Below are 17,140 nucleotides of genomic sequence, written 5' to 3'. Positions count from 1 at the left end.
GTTCCGTCCGAGCCGACCCTTGGCCGCGGTGTCTCCCGATCGACCGACAGTCACCGGCGTCGACGCCGGATCGGCGATCCGGGCGGTACGCTCAAGCAGCATCCGCCTGTGCGGCCCGTCCCACCGTCCCGTGAGGTCAACCGTGTCCATCAGAATCCCGTTCACCGGCAATTACAGCGATCTGTCGAACAACGACGGCTACCAGTTCGAGTTCCGTTGCGAGCGCTGCGGTAACGGCTTCCGGTCCGGTTTCCAGCGGGATATGGCTGCCACCGGGCAAAAGTTCGTCCAGGGTCTGGGTCGACTGGTCGGCTACGGGGCGATGTACCGGGTGACCTCGGCCGCCGACAGATTTCTCGACCGCAGCACCAATTCCGAGGCCAAGGACAAGGCGCTCGCGAAGGCCGTCGCCGAGGTATCACCGCATTTCCACCAGTGCCGTGGCTGCGGCGACTGGGTGTGCGACGAGGGCTGCTGGAACGATCCCGTCGGCCAGTGCGTGCGTTGCTCCCCCAATCAGGCGCACGAGTTGGCGCAGCTACAGGCGGACGCCCGGCGCGATCAGATGCGTGAAGGACTGCGCAACGTCAACCTCATCGGCGGCGTCGACCTCGGGCAGCAATCCTCGACCCGTTGCCCGTCGTGCGGCACCCACGCATCGGGCGGCAGGTTCTGTACGTCGTGCGGCTCGTCGCTCGCCCAGCAGGCGACCTGCCGGGGCTGCTCGCACGGCAACCCGATCGGCGCGATCTATTGTCAGCAGTGCGGGCAATCGCTCACCTGAGCATCTACACCTTCTCGACGTTCTCCTCGTCGACGATGACGATGCCGCCGGAGGTGAGCTGGATACTCAGCTTGCCGGACGGAAGGTAACCGAGGAGCTGACCGGTCTCACCGGTGGTGAGCACACGCAGCTGCTCACTCTTGTCGAACGCATGAAAGCTCATACCCTCCGAGCATAGTGTGTACGCCGATCACCAACGCCCGAGCGCTCACAGGCTTCTCCCAGCGTCCATCCAGTCCTGCCGGAGGGACGGGTCGCATTCTGGTTATCGACCAGAAAAGGAGATGCAGACATGACAGCAGTACTCGACCGGGCCGCACCGGAGGTGACGCCGGCGCCACCACCCGCGGTGTCGCGTCGGCGCCCGCTGTGGTGGAGCAAATGGGCGCTGAGCGGACTCCTGGCGACGACCGCGGTGCTCTATCTGTGGAATCTGAGCGCCAGCGGCTACGCCAACACCTTCTATGCGGCTGCGGCACAAGCGGGTTCGCAGAGCTGGCGGGCCTGGTTCTTCGGCTCGCTCGACGCCGCCAACTTCATCACCGTCGACAAACCTCCTGCCGCGCTGTGGGTTACGGGATTGTCGATGCGGATCTTCGGCGTGAACAGTTGGGCCGCACTGGCTCCGCAGGCTCTGATGGGAGTGGCCGCCGTCGGCCTGCTGTATGCGACGATGCGGCGCACATTCAGTGACCCGAAACAGGGCACTGTCGCCGGGCTGATCGCGGGCGCCGTGCTCGCGTTCACCCCGGCCGCCGCGCTGATGTTCCGGTTCAACAATCCCGATGCGCTGCTGGTGTTGCTGATGACCGCCGCCGGGTACGCCCTGGTACGGGCGATCGCCACCAATTCCGGCCGCTGGCTGGCACTGGTGGGTGTGGCACTCGGGTTCGCGTTCCTCACCAAGATGATGCAGGGGCTGCTGGTACTGCCCGCCTTCGGCCTGGCGTATCTCGTGTTCGCGAACAACAGCTGGACCAAACGGATACTGCACCTGATCGGCGCGACCGTCGCGCTGATCGTCAGCGCGGGGTGGTTCGTGGTGGCCACCATCCTGACCCCCGCATCCTCGCGGCCCTATATCGGCGGTTCCACCGACAACACCTTCATGGACCTGGTGCTCGGCTATAACGGCATCGGCCGTATCAGCGGCGGCAATGGGGGCGGTCCGGGTGGTGGTGGTGGCCAGGCCGGCGGGTCGTTCGGCGGCTCCACCGGACTGAGCCGGTTGTTCAGCTCCGAGATGGGTAACGAGATCTCCTGGCTGCTGCCGGTGGCGCTGCTTGTGTTGGTGTTCGCCGCCTATGTCGGTGTGCGCAGCATCAACCAGCTGAGCACGTTCACCGGACGTATGAACCGCGTCGAGGGTGGTGCGGTATTTGCTTGGGGTGGTTGGCTTCTGGTGACCGCACTGGTGTTCTCGTTCATGAGCGGCACCATCCACCCGTACTACACGGTGGCCCTGGCACCGGCGATCGGCGCCCTGGTGGGCATCGGCGCCGTGCTGGCCTGGCGGCGTCGTGAGCACTGGGACGGACGCCTGATGATGGCCGCGATGATCGGGCTGGCCGCCTGGTGGTCGATCGTCCTGCTCGACCGCAACAGCTGGGGTCCCGAATGGTGCCGCTGGGCAATCGGATTGGTCGCGCTGGCCTCGATCGCGGGACTGCTGATCGGCAGCACCCTGGGTATGAAGAAGCTGGTCGCCTCGGCACTCATCGCCGGTTCGCTCGCCGGATTCGGTGGCACCGCGGCCTTCTCCATCGCCACCGCGTCCGAGACGCACGGCGGTTCGATCCCGAGCGCGGTGAGCACGTCGATCAGCGGCGGCGGCATGGGCGGTCCCGGTGGCGGAGGTCCCGGCGGGAACGGCGGCCAGAATACGACGGGCCAGAACGCCGGCGGTCAGACTGCGAACGGTCAGAACTCGGCAGGTCAGAGCACCAATGGCCGGAACGGCACCGACGGACAGGCCGGATCGTCGAACGCTCGTCAGGGTGGCCAGGGCGGCGGCCCCGGCGGCGAGGACATCTCGTCGAACACCGAACTGGTGGCGCTGCTGAAGTCGGCCGGCACCACCTGGTCGGCGGCCACCAACGGCTCGCAGTCCGCGGCCGGTATCGAATTGGCCACCGGCACCTCGGTGATGGCGATCGGCGGCTGGAGCGGCGACCCCGCCCCGACCCTCGATCAGTTCAAGGCCTATGTGGCGGCCGGCAAGATCGGTTACTACCTCGGCGGCAGCGGTGGCGGCCCCGGCGGCAACTCGGAGATCTCCGCATGGGTCGCGGAGAACTTCACCGCGACGACGGTCGGCGGGACCACGGTCTACAAGCTGACCTGACGGGCAGCACCCCCGCTGGTTGAGGTGTGAGCCTGCGAGCCTCGAAACCAGGTGAGACGACAAGGTTCTCTCACCGGGTTTCGAGGCTCGCCGCTTACGCTCCTCACACCTCAACCAGCGAAAGGTCAATCTGAGGAGGGTATTTCGGCTATTTCGTCGATGCGGACCGGTCGCTTTTCGTGCATGGATGTTGTCGCGGCGTCGGCGATGAGGGCCGTCTCGAGCGCCTCGTCCAGGGTGCACAGCGACGTCGACGACGCGCCGGCCACCATCGCGCAGAATGCGTGGAGCTCTCGGCGGCGGGCATCAGCGAGCCGGTCCGGGACCGATCCGTGCGGGGCACCTTCGGGAAATGTACAGTCCGGATTCCAATCCGCCACAACGGAATCAGCACTGCCGTGAACTTCGAGGCGGCGGTCGTGGCCGCGGCCGTTATAGCGGCCCACGGACACCACTCCCATCGCACCGGAGTCGAACGTGAGGATCGCTGTGGCCGAGTCGATGTCGTCGTATGCGGTGAACTCGGGGTCGCCCAGGTTGGCGCCGGTGGCGTACACCTCCACCACGTCCTGCCCGACCACCCAGCGCAGGGTATCGAAATCGTGCACGGCGAGGTCGCGGAAGATCCCACCGGACCGGGCGATGTACGACATCGGCGGCGGCACCGGATCGAGCGTCACCGACCGAGCGGTGGTGATGAACCCGAGTGCACCCGAGGCGACCGCGTCGCACACCGCGGAGACAGCCGGATCCGATCGTCGGCTACAGCCGATCACGACCGGCACGCCGGAGCCCGCGCACCGGGCAACGACGCCGGCCGTCTCCGTCGACGACATCGCGATCGGTTTCTCGCAGAAGACCGGCACACCGGCGGCCACGGACTTCTCGATGAATCCCGCGCGAGTGGCGGTCGCCGAGGCGATCACCAGCCCGTCGACACCCGCGGCGAGCACGGCGTCGACGTCCGCGCAGCCTTGCGCCTGGCAGTACCGGCCGGTGACCGACTCGATCGCCTCCGGCACCACATCGGTGACCAACACCCGGTCGACCGCGTCGGACGAGGCCAACGTGTCGACGTGGAATGCGCCGATCCGGCCGAGGCCCACAACACCGATCCGCACTCCCATACGATGCCCTTCCATCACGCCGCGATTGTCACGACATTATGGACCGCGCCCGAATCACGAACACGACCGGAAGCCCCCACCCATCCCTGACTCAGGGACACAACCGGGGGTGATTTCAGGGTGTTGAGGGATGCGCCGAATGCCCGTCGACCCGCATACTCGAACAGTCCCCGGAAATTAGGCACCACCGAAGGGACCTTATGCCCTAGCGTTCATCACATCGACACGCTGCGGCGAGTTGCGTCACACTCGCGGCCGCCAGGGTTGCGATGACCGGCGCCGAGGGGTAGACCAAACTGGTAGTCAGTTCCACTTTTGATTGACTGCCACATCTTGCCAATCCAGTTCGAGGGATGGAGACCATGGCGTCCATACTCTTCCGGCTAGGCCGGTTCTCATTTCGACACAAGTGGTGGGTGATCGCCGCCTGGGTGGCCGCGATGGTCCTCGTCGTCAGCCTCGTGAGCGCACTGCAGCCGAAGTTCTCCAAGGATTTCGAACTGCCCGGCACCGACTCCGGCAACGCGATGACCACAATGCAGAAGTACTTCCCGGTGGCCACCGAAGATCAGGAGCAGGCCTCGACCAGCGTCCTGGTCCAGGCTCCGGACGGGATCGCCAAGCACGCCGCCGAGATCGACAAGCTCGTCGCGAGCCTCAAAGAGCTCCCCGAACTCAAGGATGCGGCAACCATCGTCAGCCCGCTGTCGGTGCCCGCCGAGTCGCGCGCGCAGGCACTCAGCGAGGACGGCAAGGTCGGCCTCATCCAGGTCAGACAGACCACCAACATCATGGACCTGGAGATCGACGACAAGCACGAGTTCGTCGACATCCTCAAAGATCATCGCGTCGGCGGCCTGAACGTGGAGGCCACCGGCTCGCTGATGTCGATTCAGGACGAAGGCGGCACCGCCGAGATGCTCGGCTTCGGCGTCGCGTTCATCGTGATGATCGTGTTCTTCGGCGCCCTCGTCGCCGCGTTCATCCCGCTGATCACCGGCATCTTCGCAGTCCTGATCACCATCATGTTGCTGACGCTGAGCACCGAGTTCCTCGACGTCAACGAGTCGGCCACCGGCATCGTCACCATGCTCGGCATCGCCGTCTCCATCGACTACGCGCTGTTCATCGTGTCCCGGTACCGAAGTGAGGTCGCCAGAGGCGGATCCAGGGAGGATGCCGTGGGACGCGCGGTGGGCACCGCCGGATCCGCGGTGGTGTTCGCCGGCCTCACCGTGATCATCGCCGTGGTCGCCCTGATGGTGATCGGGCTGCCGTTCGTCACCCAGATGGGCCTCGGCGCCGGTATCGCCGTGGGCCTGGCGGTCATGGCCGCCATCACCTTCATCCCCGCGCTGCTCGGTGCGTTCGGACGCTTCGCGTTCACCCCGAAGATCCCGTGGATCAAACATGCCGAGGAGTCCGAGGACGCCGACACCAACGGTATGCGGTTCGGCCGGGCCGTCGTGGCCAAACCCATTCCGTTCATCATCGCCGGGCTGGCCGTGCTGGTCGTGGCCGCCATCCCCATGACCAAGATGGAACTGGGCATGACGATGAACAGCGAGGACGAGAACAAGGCGCTGGAGTTGCTGGCCGAAGGCTTCGGCAAGGGCATCAACGGCCCGCTGCTGGTGACCGTCCGCAATGCCGGCGGTGACGTCACCGCCGCCGCGGACAAGGCCGTCGCGCACATCAAGACGCTCGACGACGTGGCCAACGCCAAGACCCTCACCTGGATGGGCAACGGCAGCGACCCGAAGAACCCGAACGTCGGCGCCGACACCGCGCTGATTTCGATCATCCCCAACAGCGGACCGTCCGATCAGGAAACACATGACCTGATGGAGCAGATCCGCGACTACAAGAACGAGGTCTCGGCGGCCGGCGGGACCATGCACGTCGGCGGCATGACCGCGATCATGTCGGACATGTCCGACAAGCTCGACAAGGCACTCATCCCGTACCTGATCGTCGTCGTGGGCCTGGCGTTCCTGATCATGGTCGCCGTGTTCCGCTCGCTGTGGGTTCCGCTGATCGGCACCATCGGATTCATCTTCTCGGTGCTCGCCGCGTTCGGCGCCACCGTGGCGATCTTCCAGGAGGGCATGTTCGGCCTGATCGACAACACGATGCCGCTGCTGTCGTTCCTGCCGATCTTCCTGATAGGCGTGGTGTTCGGCCTGGCCATGGACTATCAGGTGTTCATGCTGACGCGGGTCCGCGAGGAATACATCCACGGCATGACCGCCAAGGAGGCGATCCTCGCCGGCTACCGGCACGGCGCACGCGTGGTGTCCTCGGCCGCGATCATCATGATCTGCGTGTTCGCCTCGTTCATGCTGGCCCCCGACACCACCTCCAAGATGCTCGGCTTCGCGATGGCCATCGCGGTCTTCTTCGACGCCATCATCATCCGCATGACGGTGGTGCCCGCGGTGATCGCACTGCTGGGCGATCGCGCCTGGGGTCTGCCCAAGTGGCTGGACAAGCTGGTCCTCGACTTCGACATCGAGGGCGGCGCAGTGCGCAACAACGGCCTGGAGGACCTCCCCGGTGGCGGCGCGTCACTGGAGAAGGCCGGAGCTCCCGCGTAGTCCGATGGCAGCGTCACCACGACGCGAACCTGACGGTGACCGCCGCTCCGGAAACGGTACGGCGGTCACCGACGGCCCCGAATGCAGGATCGGGCGGCCCGTCGGGTTACGCGAAAAACACAAGATCCGCACCCGCAACGCGATTCGCGACGCGGCGATGCGGCTGTTCGAGAAGCAGTGGTACGCGGGCACCACCGTGGAGCAGATCGCCCGTGAGGCCGAGGTGTCGCACACCACGTTCTTCCGGTATTTCTCCTCCAAGGAGCAGGTGGTCCTCAGCGACGACCTCGACGACGTGCGCGCACAGGTGATCGCCGGCGTGCCCCCGGGACTGAACCATTTCGGTTTCGTCCGGGAGCTGGTCCGCGGGCTGTTCACCGCGGCCAGCGGCGACCCGTGGGCGTCGAATCCCGAACGCCTGCGGCTGATCCACACCGAACCGGCGCTGCGGGTGTCCCACCAACTCGAATCCGACCGCGCCATCTACGACGGCATCGACGTGATGGCCGACTACCTCGGGGTCGACCGCGCCAATCCGCGGCTGCGGGTGTTCGCCGCCGCGGTGGGCGGGGTGATGTTCCACATCGCCAACGAACTGACCTTCATCCCCGACGACGCCGCCCTCACCTCCCTGCTCGAGGCAATAGACCTCTTGGAAGAAGGTTTTCCGCTGTGATGGTGACGGATCTGAACATCTGACCGGGATCGGTGGGCAGCCGCGGACCGCGCACCGTCGCGGTCCGCGGCTGTTTCGTTGCACCGGAGGTACTTCCCGAATCGGCGTCCGCCGGGGGCGCTGCGGCGACTCCCCCGGTCTTCTGCTCCCTCCCGGTCTTCTGCTCCGCCGCAACCTGTTTCGGAGCCGGACCGCTCACGCTCGTCTCGTTCATTCTTACCTCGGCCACCGGGACGGCGGAATTGTCCACCGACGGAACCTCGGTGGCAAAGAATCGCTCCCCCTCGGCATCCCAGCGCTTGAGATCGGCTCGCGTGTAAGGCAGTCCGGTCCGGTCATGGACCATCTGGCGCAGCAACGCGAGCGGGTGCCGGGCGTCGTACACCCGGTAGCGGGTCGTGCCGTCGACACTGCGCAGTTCCGTCGGCGTGCCGAGTGCGTCGAGATTGCCGTAAGTCTGTGCACCCCAACCGGTGTGGATCGCCAGAAAGCCCGCCCCGTTGACCAGGATCGATTCCAGCGGGCGCCGCGGCTGCCATTGGAAGTCCGACGCCGGATCACCGACGATGATCGCCGAGGTGACATCGGCGCCCGATGACCGTGCCGGATCGCGGGCGCCGTCCGGAGTGATGCCGAACGCCCTGACCACCTCGGGCACACCCGCGATAGTATTCGCGACCACCTTGATCCCCCACGGGCTGCGGGTGTCGGCGACGAGGACGATCTTCGCGTCGTCGAGGTCGATGCCTTGGGCCAGTGCCTTCTCCGTCGCATTGCCGAGGGCGTCGGCACCCTGGGAGTATCCGGTGTAGACCACGTGTGTGCCCGTCTTGCCGAGTCGGCGCATCACCGTGAGGTTTCTGTCGACGGCCACGTGTTTGGACGCGTCGTAGGTGTCGGCAAGAGGCGGCACCGGCGACGATTTGCCACCGACGAACGGCCACAACGACTCCGGATACGCCACGATCAGCGTGGTGCGTTGTCCCACAGTACGTTTGATGCGGTCATCGAGCGTGCCGTCGTCGGTGCCGGGGGTAACCACCATGACGATGCCGTCGGCGCGGGGCCCGAGCCTGTTGCCGGGGTTGGTGGCATCGGTGACGACGCCCGCCGTCGTCAGTTCCCGGACCACCCGCGCGCCGTCGGCCGCCGACGCCGGAGCCACGGAACAGGTAAGTGCCACAACCGCGGTCGACGCCAGAGCCACGGCGTGTGTCCGACGCGATGCACGCCGCCGCCGTAGCCCAGCGGTGGGTGGCCGGCCGATAAGGGTCTGACGATCATGCATCGGCACGGTTCTCCTCGTCCACGGGTCCGGTCGAGACGTCGGGCCCACCTATTCAGTAGACCGCACACCAACTGTAGTGAGTCGAATCACATCCCGAGGCGACACGGCGTCGTCCGTTCGAGTGAATACCCGACGGAAAGATGCGGTCCGCTCGACGGGCGAGCGGGGCCGGTCTGTGTTTTCGTTGACCGATGATCGTCACATATCTCGGCCACATCGTCCACATCGCCGGCGCGCCCGACGTCACCGGCGCACGCGAGGCCCTGGCGACGTTCCCCGACGGGGCGCTGATCGTCGACGACTCCGGGGTGATCACCTACTGTGGTCCCCGACAGGACGCGCCCGCCACGGGCACCGTCGTCGACCATCGTGGATCGTTCCTGCTGCCCGGATTCGTCGACACCCATATGCACTTTCCGCAGACGTATTCGCTCGATGCATACGGCGGTGGGCAACTCCTCGAATGGCTCGATACCTGCATCTTTCCCGCCGAGGCACGCCTGGCAGACCCCGTGTTCGCCGGGCGGATCGCCCGCGACTTCGTCGCCGCCCGCATCCGATCGGGCACCACAGCGGCGATGGTGTTCGGGTCGGCATTTCCCGACGCCCAGGACGCCCTGTTCACCGAGACCGAGCGCGCCGGGTTGCGACTGGTGAGCGGACGCGGCGTGCAGACCGTCGGACCGCCGTCGGCGGCGCCGCTGATGACCTCCGAGGAACGCGCCATCGAACTGTGCGCGGCCGAGATCGACCGCTGGCACGGCGACGACTCGTCGTTGCTGCAGGTGGCGGTCGTGCCCCGGTTCACGCTGTCGATGTCCACTCGCACACTGGCCGCTCTCGGCGAGCTGTACGACGACGTCCGCGGGCGCGGGGTGTTCATGCACTCGCACCTCAACGAGAACAATCGGCCGGGCACCGGCGAGATCGACGCCGTCAAATCACTGTTCTCGGTGAACTCGTACCTCGACACCTACGACGGGAGGTTCCTGCCCGGGTCGGCGGTCGGCGGATCGAGTCTGCTGGGACGCCGCACCATCATGGCGCACGCCGTGCACTGCACCGACACCGAACTGGCCCGGATGGCCGAGACCGGCACCTCGATCGCGCATTGTCCTGTGTCGCAACAGTTCCTGGGATCGGGGACGATGCCGTGGCGGCGGACCGTCGCCGCCGGGGTGAACGTGGCCGCCGGTACCGATGTGGGCGCCGGGGACGAATGGCTGATCCCGCAGGTGCTCGGTTGCGCATTCAAGGTGCACCTGTCCGAACCCGGCGACGACGCCGTCGCCCTGCATCCGGCGGAACTGCTGTTCACCGGAACCCTCGCCGGGGCAAGGGCTCTCGATGCAGAATCCCGGTTCGGGAACTTCGACGCCGGCAAGGAGGCCGACTTCGTGGTGGTGGACCCCGCCCGCTGGGAACCACTGGAACTGTTGTTGTCCAATGGGATTCGTGCCGAGGATGACGAGATGGCCCGGGATCAGCTGCTGTTCGCGCTACTGCTGGGGATGCGGGAGCCGGCCATCACCGGAGTGTATGTGCGCGGCGCACAGGTCGTAGCACCATCGTAAACCGTTGGGAGCCTTGCGTCACCGGACCCTTCGAGACGCTGTCGGCTCGCAAGCTCGCGCGACAGCCCTCAGGGATCAAGATGTGTGGCCACCACCACAAGACAAATCACACAGAACAAGATGTGAGGCCACCACCACAAGACAAACCACACAAATCAAGATGTGAGGCCACCACAAGACAAACCACACAAATCAAGACGTGAGGCCACCACCAAAGGTCCGCACGGGTTCGGCCAGACATCTTGATCCCTGAGGCCGATGCGACGAAGGAGCGAGGGTCACGAAGGGTCCGGTGAGATGAGACGCATGACGTGACCACCTCGACCTACGGAGAGACCTGTTTGCCGTCCCACTCGTGGTCGTGCATGAAGCCCTCGGCCAGGCCGACGTGGTACTTGAGGCAGTGCCGCAGGATGAACAGGTAGGCCACCGGGAGCATCAGTGCGGGCTTTCGGTCACCCGACAACCAGACCACGTCGCGCGAATGCCGGAAGTCGCGTACGAACTGACGGAAGCTACGTCCGTTCAATGACTTTCGTTTCCAGCCGTACATCAGCATGCCCAGCCCGATCATCTTGTCGGCATCCCGCTGCGGCGTGATCAATTCGGTGTTCCCCCCGAAGAACGCCCTGTCGACGCCATCGGCCGGCGCGAACAGCATGATCCCGCTGGTGGCACGCGGATTGCATTCGATGGTCAGCAGACCGATGTCGGGGTCGTCGTAGAAGTCGAAACCGATGTGCCCGGTGAACCCGATGTCGGCGACGAACTCGGTGATCCAGTCCAGAATCCCCGGATGATCAACCGATTCGAAACGCAGACAAGAGTTTCCGTCAATGGCATAACCGACCGGATAGGTGGCGTGCGCGAATACCTTGCCGTCCCGGCAGATCGAGTAGGTGCAGTAGCGGTCGCCCGACGCCCACTGCTGTGCGAGCCACGGATTGCCGTCCTCGAAGTCCAGCCACGACAGGTCATCACCGGGCCGCATCTTGTACACCTTCTGCGACCCACGCGAATACACCCGCTTGAGTGCGAACGGGGTGGTGAAGTCCAACGCGGCGACGTCGTCGGGTGAAGAGAGGGTGGCGTACTTGAGCCCCGGCATCCCCTTGTCGGCGAGCAATCGGGAGAACTCGGCCTTCTGATGCAATTGGTTCTCGGTGGTGAACGGCGACAGGAACAGTTCGCACGTGGGCGGGAACAGTCCCGCCATCATCGACAGGATGTCCGTCTCCTCGTGGATCGGGATGATCATGTCGACCTTCTCGTCGATCGCGATCTGCACGAGCCGGCGGCAGTAGGCGACCGGCTCGAACTTGGGCGAGGGCACCCGGATGAACTTCGACGTGGCGTGCGAAAAACGCGTTATCCCAATCGGAAGACTGTCCACTATCGTGACCCGATGTCCGGCTGCCGCCATCAGTCGGGCAAGGTTCAACGTGAGAAACGATCGGCCGAAGGTGATCAGTACGTGCTTACCATTCGACTCAGTCACGGCACCGAGTCTAAACCGAGCGCAGACCTGCCCTGCCTGCCCAGGGAATAACCGGCGCGATGAGATCGGTTACACACACTTGATGCGGAACCGGAGCGGAGGTCCGAGATGTTCGTGATCGGTGTGATCGCAGCCTGCCTGGCCGCGGTCGCCTACGGCATGTCGACGGTCCTGCGGGCACTCGGCGCCCGTCGCGTGGCGCAGGAAGCGCGTGAAGAGGGCAACGAGGCCGGTCAGACCAACGCCTCGGGCGGGCCCTCGATCCAGTCGACGATGTCGACGTTCGTCGACCCGTCGTTCATCCTCGGCACGATGATGGTGGTCATCGGCTTCGCCGGTGGCGCAGTCGCCGCCCGCTACCTGCCGCTGTTCCTGTCCCAGACCATAGTGTCGGCCAATCTGGTGGTCACGGCCCTGCTGAGCACCATCATGCTCAACATCGCGCTGCACACCCGCGACTGGATCGCCATCTGGCTGGTGGTGATGTCGCTGTGCATGCTCGGCTTCTCGTCGTCGCCGTATGCGGACACCTCCGACAGCGAGCGGTTCCACTGGGTGCTGTTCATCTCGACCGCGGTGCTGTGCGTCGTCGCGCTCGTCGGTGTGTACAAGGTGGGCAGGCATGGCGCGATCGTGGGCGGTGCGTGCGCGGGTCTGCTGTTCGGCATGATCGCGATCGCGGTCCGCGTGCTGCATGGTGTTGATCCGTTCGATCCGATCAAACTCCTCGAGGACCCGGCCGCGTGGACAATCGCCATCGCCGGGGCCACTGGCTTCTTCGTGCAGACCGTCGCTCTGCAACTCGGCGCCGTCAACGGGGTGACCGCCGTGTTGGTGGTCGGCGAGACCGCCGGGCCGAGTCTGGTGGGCGTGCTGTTCCTCGGCGACACCGCCAAGGCCGGTCTCGGTGGGCTGGCCATCGCCGGTTTCGTTGGCGCCTTCGTCGGGGCGGTGCTGGTGGCCTGGTACGGCTCGGGGGACCCAGACCACTTCGGGGAGGCACCGCCGATGAAGGGCGGCTGGCGGCGCGGCCGCGAGGACCTTCCCGGCCCCGAGGACCTCCGTGAGGATGCCGAAGATGCCGATCGTGTGCCGAGGGTGGACACGCGGGCCGCCGACGGACAAGACTGACCGGTATGAGCTCCGCGCGTACCGCGTACGAAACCCTCGAACCGTTCCACGTCCTGGCCTACTTCAATCCGGGACTGAAAACCGCACTGGACGCCACCGGACTGTCGGCCATCGCGTTCTACACCGGTGGCCGCGGCGCACCGCTGGGTGCCTGTGCGCCCTCGGTCGTGACCTCGACGTTCTACAACTTCAATCCGGCCCTCATCGAACCCGCGTGGCGCGACGCGGTGGGCGTGGGTCTGGACAGGGTGTCGGCCGCCCGGTACGCCATGCTCGACGACCAGTTGCGCACCATCCTCGGCGACACGCTCGATGACCCGGCGCTCGCCGAACTCGCCGACGCCTTCGAAGGCGCCGTCACCGGGCTGCCGCTGGGCGGGCGGGCGCTGGCGGCGGCGTGGGCGTCGAGCGAGGTGCCCGACGCCCCGCATCTGCGGCTCTGGCGACATGTGGCGGTGCTTCGGGAATGGCGCGGCGACAACCACATCGCCACGCTGATCACGCACGGCCTCGACGGCCTGGACGTGGTGACCTTCCACGAGGCCGACCTGCCCGACCCGACCGTCAGCCGCCGCATCATGGGTCGCGAGGCCATCAAGTTCACCCGCGGCTGGTCCGACGACGACTGGGAGTCCTCCGTCGACCGGCTCGTGGCAGCCGGTCTGGCCGAACGCACCGACGCCCCGAACAAGCTCGGAATCGCACACCGGCTCACCGCCGCCGGCGCCGCCACCTACGACGACATCGAGGCCGAAACCGATGCCCTCGGCGAAACCGTTTGGTCATCAACAGAATTGACCGATGCGGTCACCCGCATGCGACCGTACGTCAAAACCATTCTCGACGCCGGAGTGCTGCCGGGCACGCGTAAGAAATAGTCAGGTTCAGCCGTCTCTGTCCGGGGAGGATGCGTTGGCCCAGAAGCGTTTCGGGATGCGGCCGGCGCGGTGGGCGTGGCGGCCGGCGATCACGGCGTGACGCATCGCCGTCGCCATTGTGACCGGATCGTCGGCACGGGTCACCGCGGAGGCCAGAAGGACGGCGTCGCAACCCAATTCCATGGCGAGGGCAGCGTCGGAGGCGGTGCCGACACCGGCGTCGAGCACCACCGGGACGTTCGCGGTGGAGACGATCATCTCGATATTGTGCGGGTTGATTATGCCCAGGCCGGTGCCGATGGGTGAGCCGAGCGGCATCACCGCGGCCACCCCGACGTCCTGTAGCCTGCGGGCGAGGATCGGGTCATCGTTGGTGTAGGCGAGGACCACGAACCCGTCGGCGACGAGAACCTGTGCGGCGTCCAGCAATTCAACCGGATCGGGCAGGAGGGTCTTGTCGTCGGCGATCACTTCCAGTTTGACCCAGTCGGTACCGAGCGCCTCCCGTGCGAGCCGGGCGGTGAGCACGGCCTCGGCCCTACTGTGGCAGCCTGCGGTGTTGGGCAGGAGCGCGATGCCGAGGCGGTCGAGCAAGTCGACCATCCCGGTACCCGACCCCGGACTGACGCGGCGCAGTGCGACGGTGGTGAGCTCAGTTCCGGAGGCGAGCAAAGCCTGTTCCAGCACAGCATGATTGGCCGCACCCCCGGTCCCCATGATGAGCCGTGACCCGAATTCTCGGCCGGCGATCCGCAGTACATCGGCACCGGCACCGGTCACCTCAGCCACCCTGCACCGCCGTCAGGACCTCCACCTCGGCGCCGTCGATGAGCGGGCTGCTCCAATCGCGGCGCGAGACCACCTCGCCGTCGACGGCCACCGCAATCCCACGTTCGGGAAAACCCAACGCCCCCAACATATCGGTGACACAGCATCTGTCGGGCAGCACCGCCCTGTCGCCGTTCACTGTGATGACCATCAGTTCGCTCCGGTTTCGTCAAGAATCTCGACAACACGATGAGAGGTCCACGGCGCCAACACGATACCGTTGCGCCCGTGGCCGCAGGCGAGGATCACCCGATCGTCGACGGCCCGCACCACCGGCAGACCGTCGGCGGTGCACGGCCGAAAGCCGACTCCCGCCTCGGCGAGATCGTAGGTGCCCAGACCCGGCATCACCTCAAGTGCATCGGCCAGCAGATCGGCCACCCCCGACACCCGCGGCGCCATGTCCGAAGCATCGATCGGTTCGTATTGCGTTGCACCGACCACGATTCCGGCCCGGCGCGGCACCAAGTACACCATCCTGTCGCCGACCCGGGCACGCACCACATGCCGGGGCCCGGGCACCGACCACGCGTTGGCCGACAGCCGCAGGATCTCCCCCTTCGCGGGGTACAGATCAATTCCGCCAACAAGTTTCGACGATCCCAGACCCGCGGTCACCAAGATCCGGTCGCCGGGCAGATCGGTGAGCGAATCGACGCGGTGCGCCCGCACCATTCCACCGGCCGCCACCAGCCGGGTTTCCAGCGCCGCCAACAATGCCCGGTTGTCCACTGCGCCTTCCCCCGACGCCAGGAATCCACCGATGGCACGCGGCCCCAAAGACGGTTCCAGTTCCCGGATCTCGCGCCCGGTCACCTGCCGCAACCCTGATCGTGTCGTCACCGACTCGTCGACCGCTTTCGACCACACGAACCGGGCGAGTTGCGTCAGGAACGCCACATCCGCGGCCGTCACCCCGACGAACAGCGAATCGTCGGCGGAAACGATCGCCGGATCATCGAGCCGGGCCAGCAGCGTCGGCCAGCGGCGCACCGAATCGGCGGTGATCTCCAGCAGCGCATCCTCGCCCGGATGACCCTCACCCAGCGAACCGAGCATCCCACCGGCCACGTCGGCGGCTCGTGGGGTGCCAGGGTCGGTCAGCACAGTGACCCGCCACCCGGCATCGGCGGCGGCCAGCCCGCAGCACAGCCCGATCACCCCCGCACCGACAACCGTCAGTGTCCGAGGACGATCCGCACCCACGTGCGTCACAGCAACCTCCCTTCGCCGGCATGACCCGGATCAGGTGTGACGGTCTGCGGGGGCGACCCGCACTCTCAGCCCGGCGATCCCGCGGACTCCCGTGTTTCCTTCCGTCCAGGGTAGAGAACACGATCGGCACACATACACGGGCCACCGGAACCGGCCGCCCCGGTTTCGGGAGTACCGGTTCGGGAGTACCAGGTTCGGGAGCACCGGGCGCGGGAGTACCGTCGGGGCCATGCGCTACCAACCTCTCGGTACCAGCGGCCTGGTCGTGTCATCGGTCGGCGTGGGCTGCAACGCCTTCGGCAAACGCATCGACCAGACGGCCACCACAGCGGTCATCGACGCCGCCGTCGACGCCGGGATCAACTTCTTCGACACAGCCGACAGCTACGGCTCCGGCGTCAGCGAACAGATGCTCGGCAAGGCGCTCGGCACCCGGCGCGATCAGGTCGTGATCGCCACCAAGTTCGGGATGGACACCGGCGGCCTGTACGGGGAGGACTTCGGGGTGCGCGGCAGCCGCGGCTACATCGCCAAGGCCGTCGAGGGCAGCCTGCGCAGGCTCGGCACCGACTACATCGACCTCTATCAGCTGCACACCCCCGACCGGGTGACGCCGCTGGAAGAAACCCTCGACGCACTCGCCGATCTGGTCACCGCCGGCAAGGTCCGGTACATCGGGTCGTCGAACATGACCGCGTGGGAGGTGGTGAACGCCGACTGGCTCGCCGAATCGCTCGGCGCACCGCACTTCATCACCGCGCAGAACGAATACTCGCTGTACAACCGCAGTGCCGAGGCCGAACTCGTGCCCGCTCTCGAAACGTTCGGCATCAGCCTGCTGCCGTACTTCCCGCTCGCCTACGGCCTGCTCACCGGCAAGTACAAGCGCGATCAGGCACCGGCCGAGGGTACCCGGCTGGCCACCGAGACCTTCCGCTACGACGGCGCCGACTTCGACATCGTCGACGGTCTGCAGAAGTTCGCCGACGACCGCGGCATCCCCCTGCTCGACGTCGCGATCGGCGGCCTACTGGCCCAGCCTGCCGTCGGATCGGTGATCTCCGGGGCCACCCGCCCCGAGCAGATCAACGCCAATGTGCATGCGGCACAGTGGGATCCGAGCGCCGAAGAACTGGCCGAACTCGACGACATCGTCACGCCCGGAACGGGCAAGGGCTACACCACCTACGCCTCGTGACC

The 17,140-nt window shown here is 66.2% G+C and carries 15 protein-coding genes and 1 riboswitch; of the genes, 8 read left to right on the top strand and 7 right to left on the bottom strand.

Annotated elements, in window-relative coordinates; all coding sequences use genetic code 11:
• The first annotated feature begins 142 nt into the window (after window positions 1-142).
• Window positions 143-784 (top strand): zinc ribbon domain-containing protein, encoded by a 642-nt coding sequence (locus Q0627_RS05510; RefSeq protein ID WP_291017122.1) that lies wholly within the window; start codon window positions 143-145, stop codon window positions 782-784.
• A 4-nt stretch (window positions 785-788) separates the two neighbouring features.
• Here Q0627_RS05510 and Q0627_RS05505 read toward each other — a convergent pair whose 3' ends face one another.
• Window positions 789-947, bottom strand: a complete 159-nt coding sequence (locus tag Q0627_RS05505; protein WP_291017119.1) for a hypothetical protein — start codon at window positions 945-947, stop codon at window positions 789-791.
• Window positions 948-1,076: 129 nt separating this feature from the next.
• Here Q0627_RS05505 and Q0627_RS05500 point away from each other — a divergent pair, with 129 nt between their 5' ends.
• Window positions 1,077-3,128, top strand: coding sequence for a glycosyltransferase family 39 protein (locus tag Q0627_RS05500; RefSeq protein ID WP_298808160.1), 2,052 nt, complete (start codon window positions 1,077-1,079; stop codon window positions 3,126-3,128).
• 125 nt (window positions 3,129-3,253) lie between these two features.
• Here Q0627_RS05500 and Q0627_RS05495 read toward each other — a convergent pair whose 3' ends face one another.
• The gene (locus Q0627_RS05495) at window positions 3,254-4,255 is read right to left on the bottom strand and encodes a Gfo/Idh/MocA family oxidoreductase (protein WP_298808159.1); all 1,002 of its coding nucleotides are present in this window, start codon (window positions 4,253-4,255) and stop codon (window positions 3,254-3,256) included.
• Window positions 4,256-4,617: 362 nt separating this feature from the next.
• Here Q0627_RS05495 and Q0627_RS05490 point away from each other — a divergent pair, with 362 nt between their 5' ends.
• Together Q0627_RS05490 and Q0627_RS05485 are read left to right on the top strand one after the other, a co-directional pair.
• Window positions 4,618-6,852 carry an MMPL family transporter gene (locus tag Q0627_RS05490; RefSeq protein ID WP_298808157.1) on the top strand — a complete coding sequence of 745 codons (2,235 nt, stop codon included), beginning with the start codon at window positions 4,618-4,620 and terminating at the stop codon, window positions 6,850-6,852.
• 4 nt (window positions 6,853-6,856) lie between these two features.
• Window positions 6,857-7,528, top strand: a complete 672-nt coding sequence (locus tag Q0627_RS05485; RefSeq protein WP_298808155.1) for a TetR/AcrR family transcriptional regulator — start codon at window positions 6,857-6,859, stop codon at window positions 7,526-7,528.
• Here the strand turns inward: Q0627_RS05485 and Q0627_RS05480 are convergent.
• On the bottom strand, window positions 7,476-8,735 hold the full coding sequence (locus Q0627_RS05480) for a PE-PPE domain-containing protein (protein WP_298808151.1): 1,260 nt from the start codon (window positions 8,733-8,735) through the stop codon (window positions 7,476-7,478). The two genes, Q0627_RS05485 and Q0627_RS05480, sit on opposite strands and share 53 nt — an antisense overlap.
• 272 nt (window positions 8,736-9,007) lie before the next feature.
• On the opposite strand from Q0627_RS05480, the gene Q0627_RS05475 reads away from it, so the two are divergent.
• Window positions 9,008-10,390: an amidohydrolase family protein gene (locus Q0627_RS05475; RefSeq protein ID WP_298808148.1), complete on the top strand. Its 1,383-nt coding sequence runs from the start codon at window positions 9,008-9,010 to the stop codon at window positions 10,388-10,390.
• A 325-nt stretch (window positions 10,391-10,715) separates the two neighbouring features.
• Here the strand turns inward: Q0627_RS05475 and Q0627_RS05470 are convergent, their stop codons facing one another.
• Complete coding sequence (locus Q0627_RS05470; protein ID WP_298808145.1) at window positions 10,716-11,888, bottom strand: carboxylate--amine ligase; 1,173 nt, start codon at window positions 11,886-11,888, stop codon at window positions 10,716-10,718.
• Between the two features lie 108 nt (window positions 11,889-11,996).
• Between Q0627_RS05470 and Q0627_RS05465 the strand changes: the two genes are divergently transcribed.
• A complete protein-coding gene (locus tag Q0627_RS05465) occupies window positions 11,997-13,019 on the top strand; it encodes an EamA/RhaT family transporter (protein ID WP_291017101.1) in 1,023 nt (340 codons plus the stop codon).
• Window positions 13,020-13,024: 5 nt separating this feature from the next.
• Window positions 13,025-13,897 (top strand): SCO6745 family protein, encoded by an 873-nt coding sequence (locus Q0627_RS05460; RefSeq protein WP_291017098.1) that lies wholly within the window; start codon window positions 13,025-13,027, stop codon window positions 13,895-13,897.
• A gap of 6 nt (window positions 13,898-13,903) precedes the next feature.
• Here the strand turns inward: Q0627_RS05460 and Q0627_RS05455 are convergent, their stop codons facing one another.
• The 3 genes from Q0627_RS05455 to Q0627_RS05445 all read right to left on the bottom strand — a co-directional run bounded on the left by Q0627_RS05455 (window position 13,904) and on the right by Q0627_RS05445 (window position 15,940).
• Window positions 13,904-14,686, bottom strand: a complete 783-nt coding sequence (locus tag Q0627_RS05455; protein WP_291017096.1) for a thiazole synthase — start codon at window positions 14,684-14,686, stop codon at window positions 13,904-13,906.
• A complete protein-coding gene (gene thiS / locus Q0627_RS05450) occupies window positions 14,679-14,876 on the bottom strand; it encodes a sulfur carrier protein ThiS (RefSeq protein WP_291017095.1) in 198 nt (65 codons plus the stop codon). The genes Q0627_RS05455 and thiS overlap by 8 nt, the downstream gene beginning before the upstream one ends.
• A complete protein-coding gene (locus Q0627_RS05445) occupies window positions 14,876-15,940 on the bottom strand; it encodes an FAD-dependent oxidoreductase (RefSeq protein ID WP_298808140.1) in 1,065 nt (354 codons plus the stop codon). Before Q0627_RS05445 ends, thiS begins: the two co-directional genes overlap by 1 nt.
• Window positions 15,930-16,043, bottom strand: a riboswitch (TPP riboswitch). It overlaps the preceding gene by 11 nt.
• Before the next feature lie 126 nt (window positions 16,044-16,169).
• Between Q0627_RS05445 and Q0627_RS05440 the strand changes: the two genes are divergently transcribed.
• Window positions 16,170-17,138, top strand: coding sequence for an aldo/keto reductase (locus Q0627_RS05440; RefSeq protein WP_291017089.1), 969 nt, complete (start codon window positions 16,170-16,172; stop codon window positions 17,136-17,138).
• The last annotated feature ends 2 nt before the right edge of the window (window positions 17,139-17,140 follow it).

Source organism: uncultured Gordonia sp. (assembly GCF_937858515.1).
Lineage (GTDB): Bacteria > Actinomycetota > Actinomycetes > Mycobacteriales > Mycobacteriaceae > Gordonia.
This window is presented reverse-complemented; position numbering and strand designations above follow the sequence as displayed.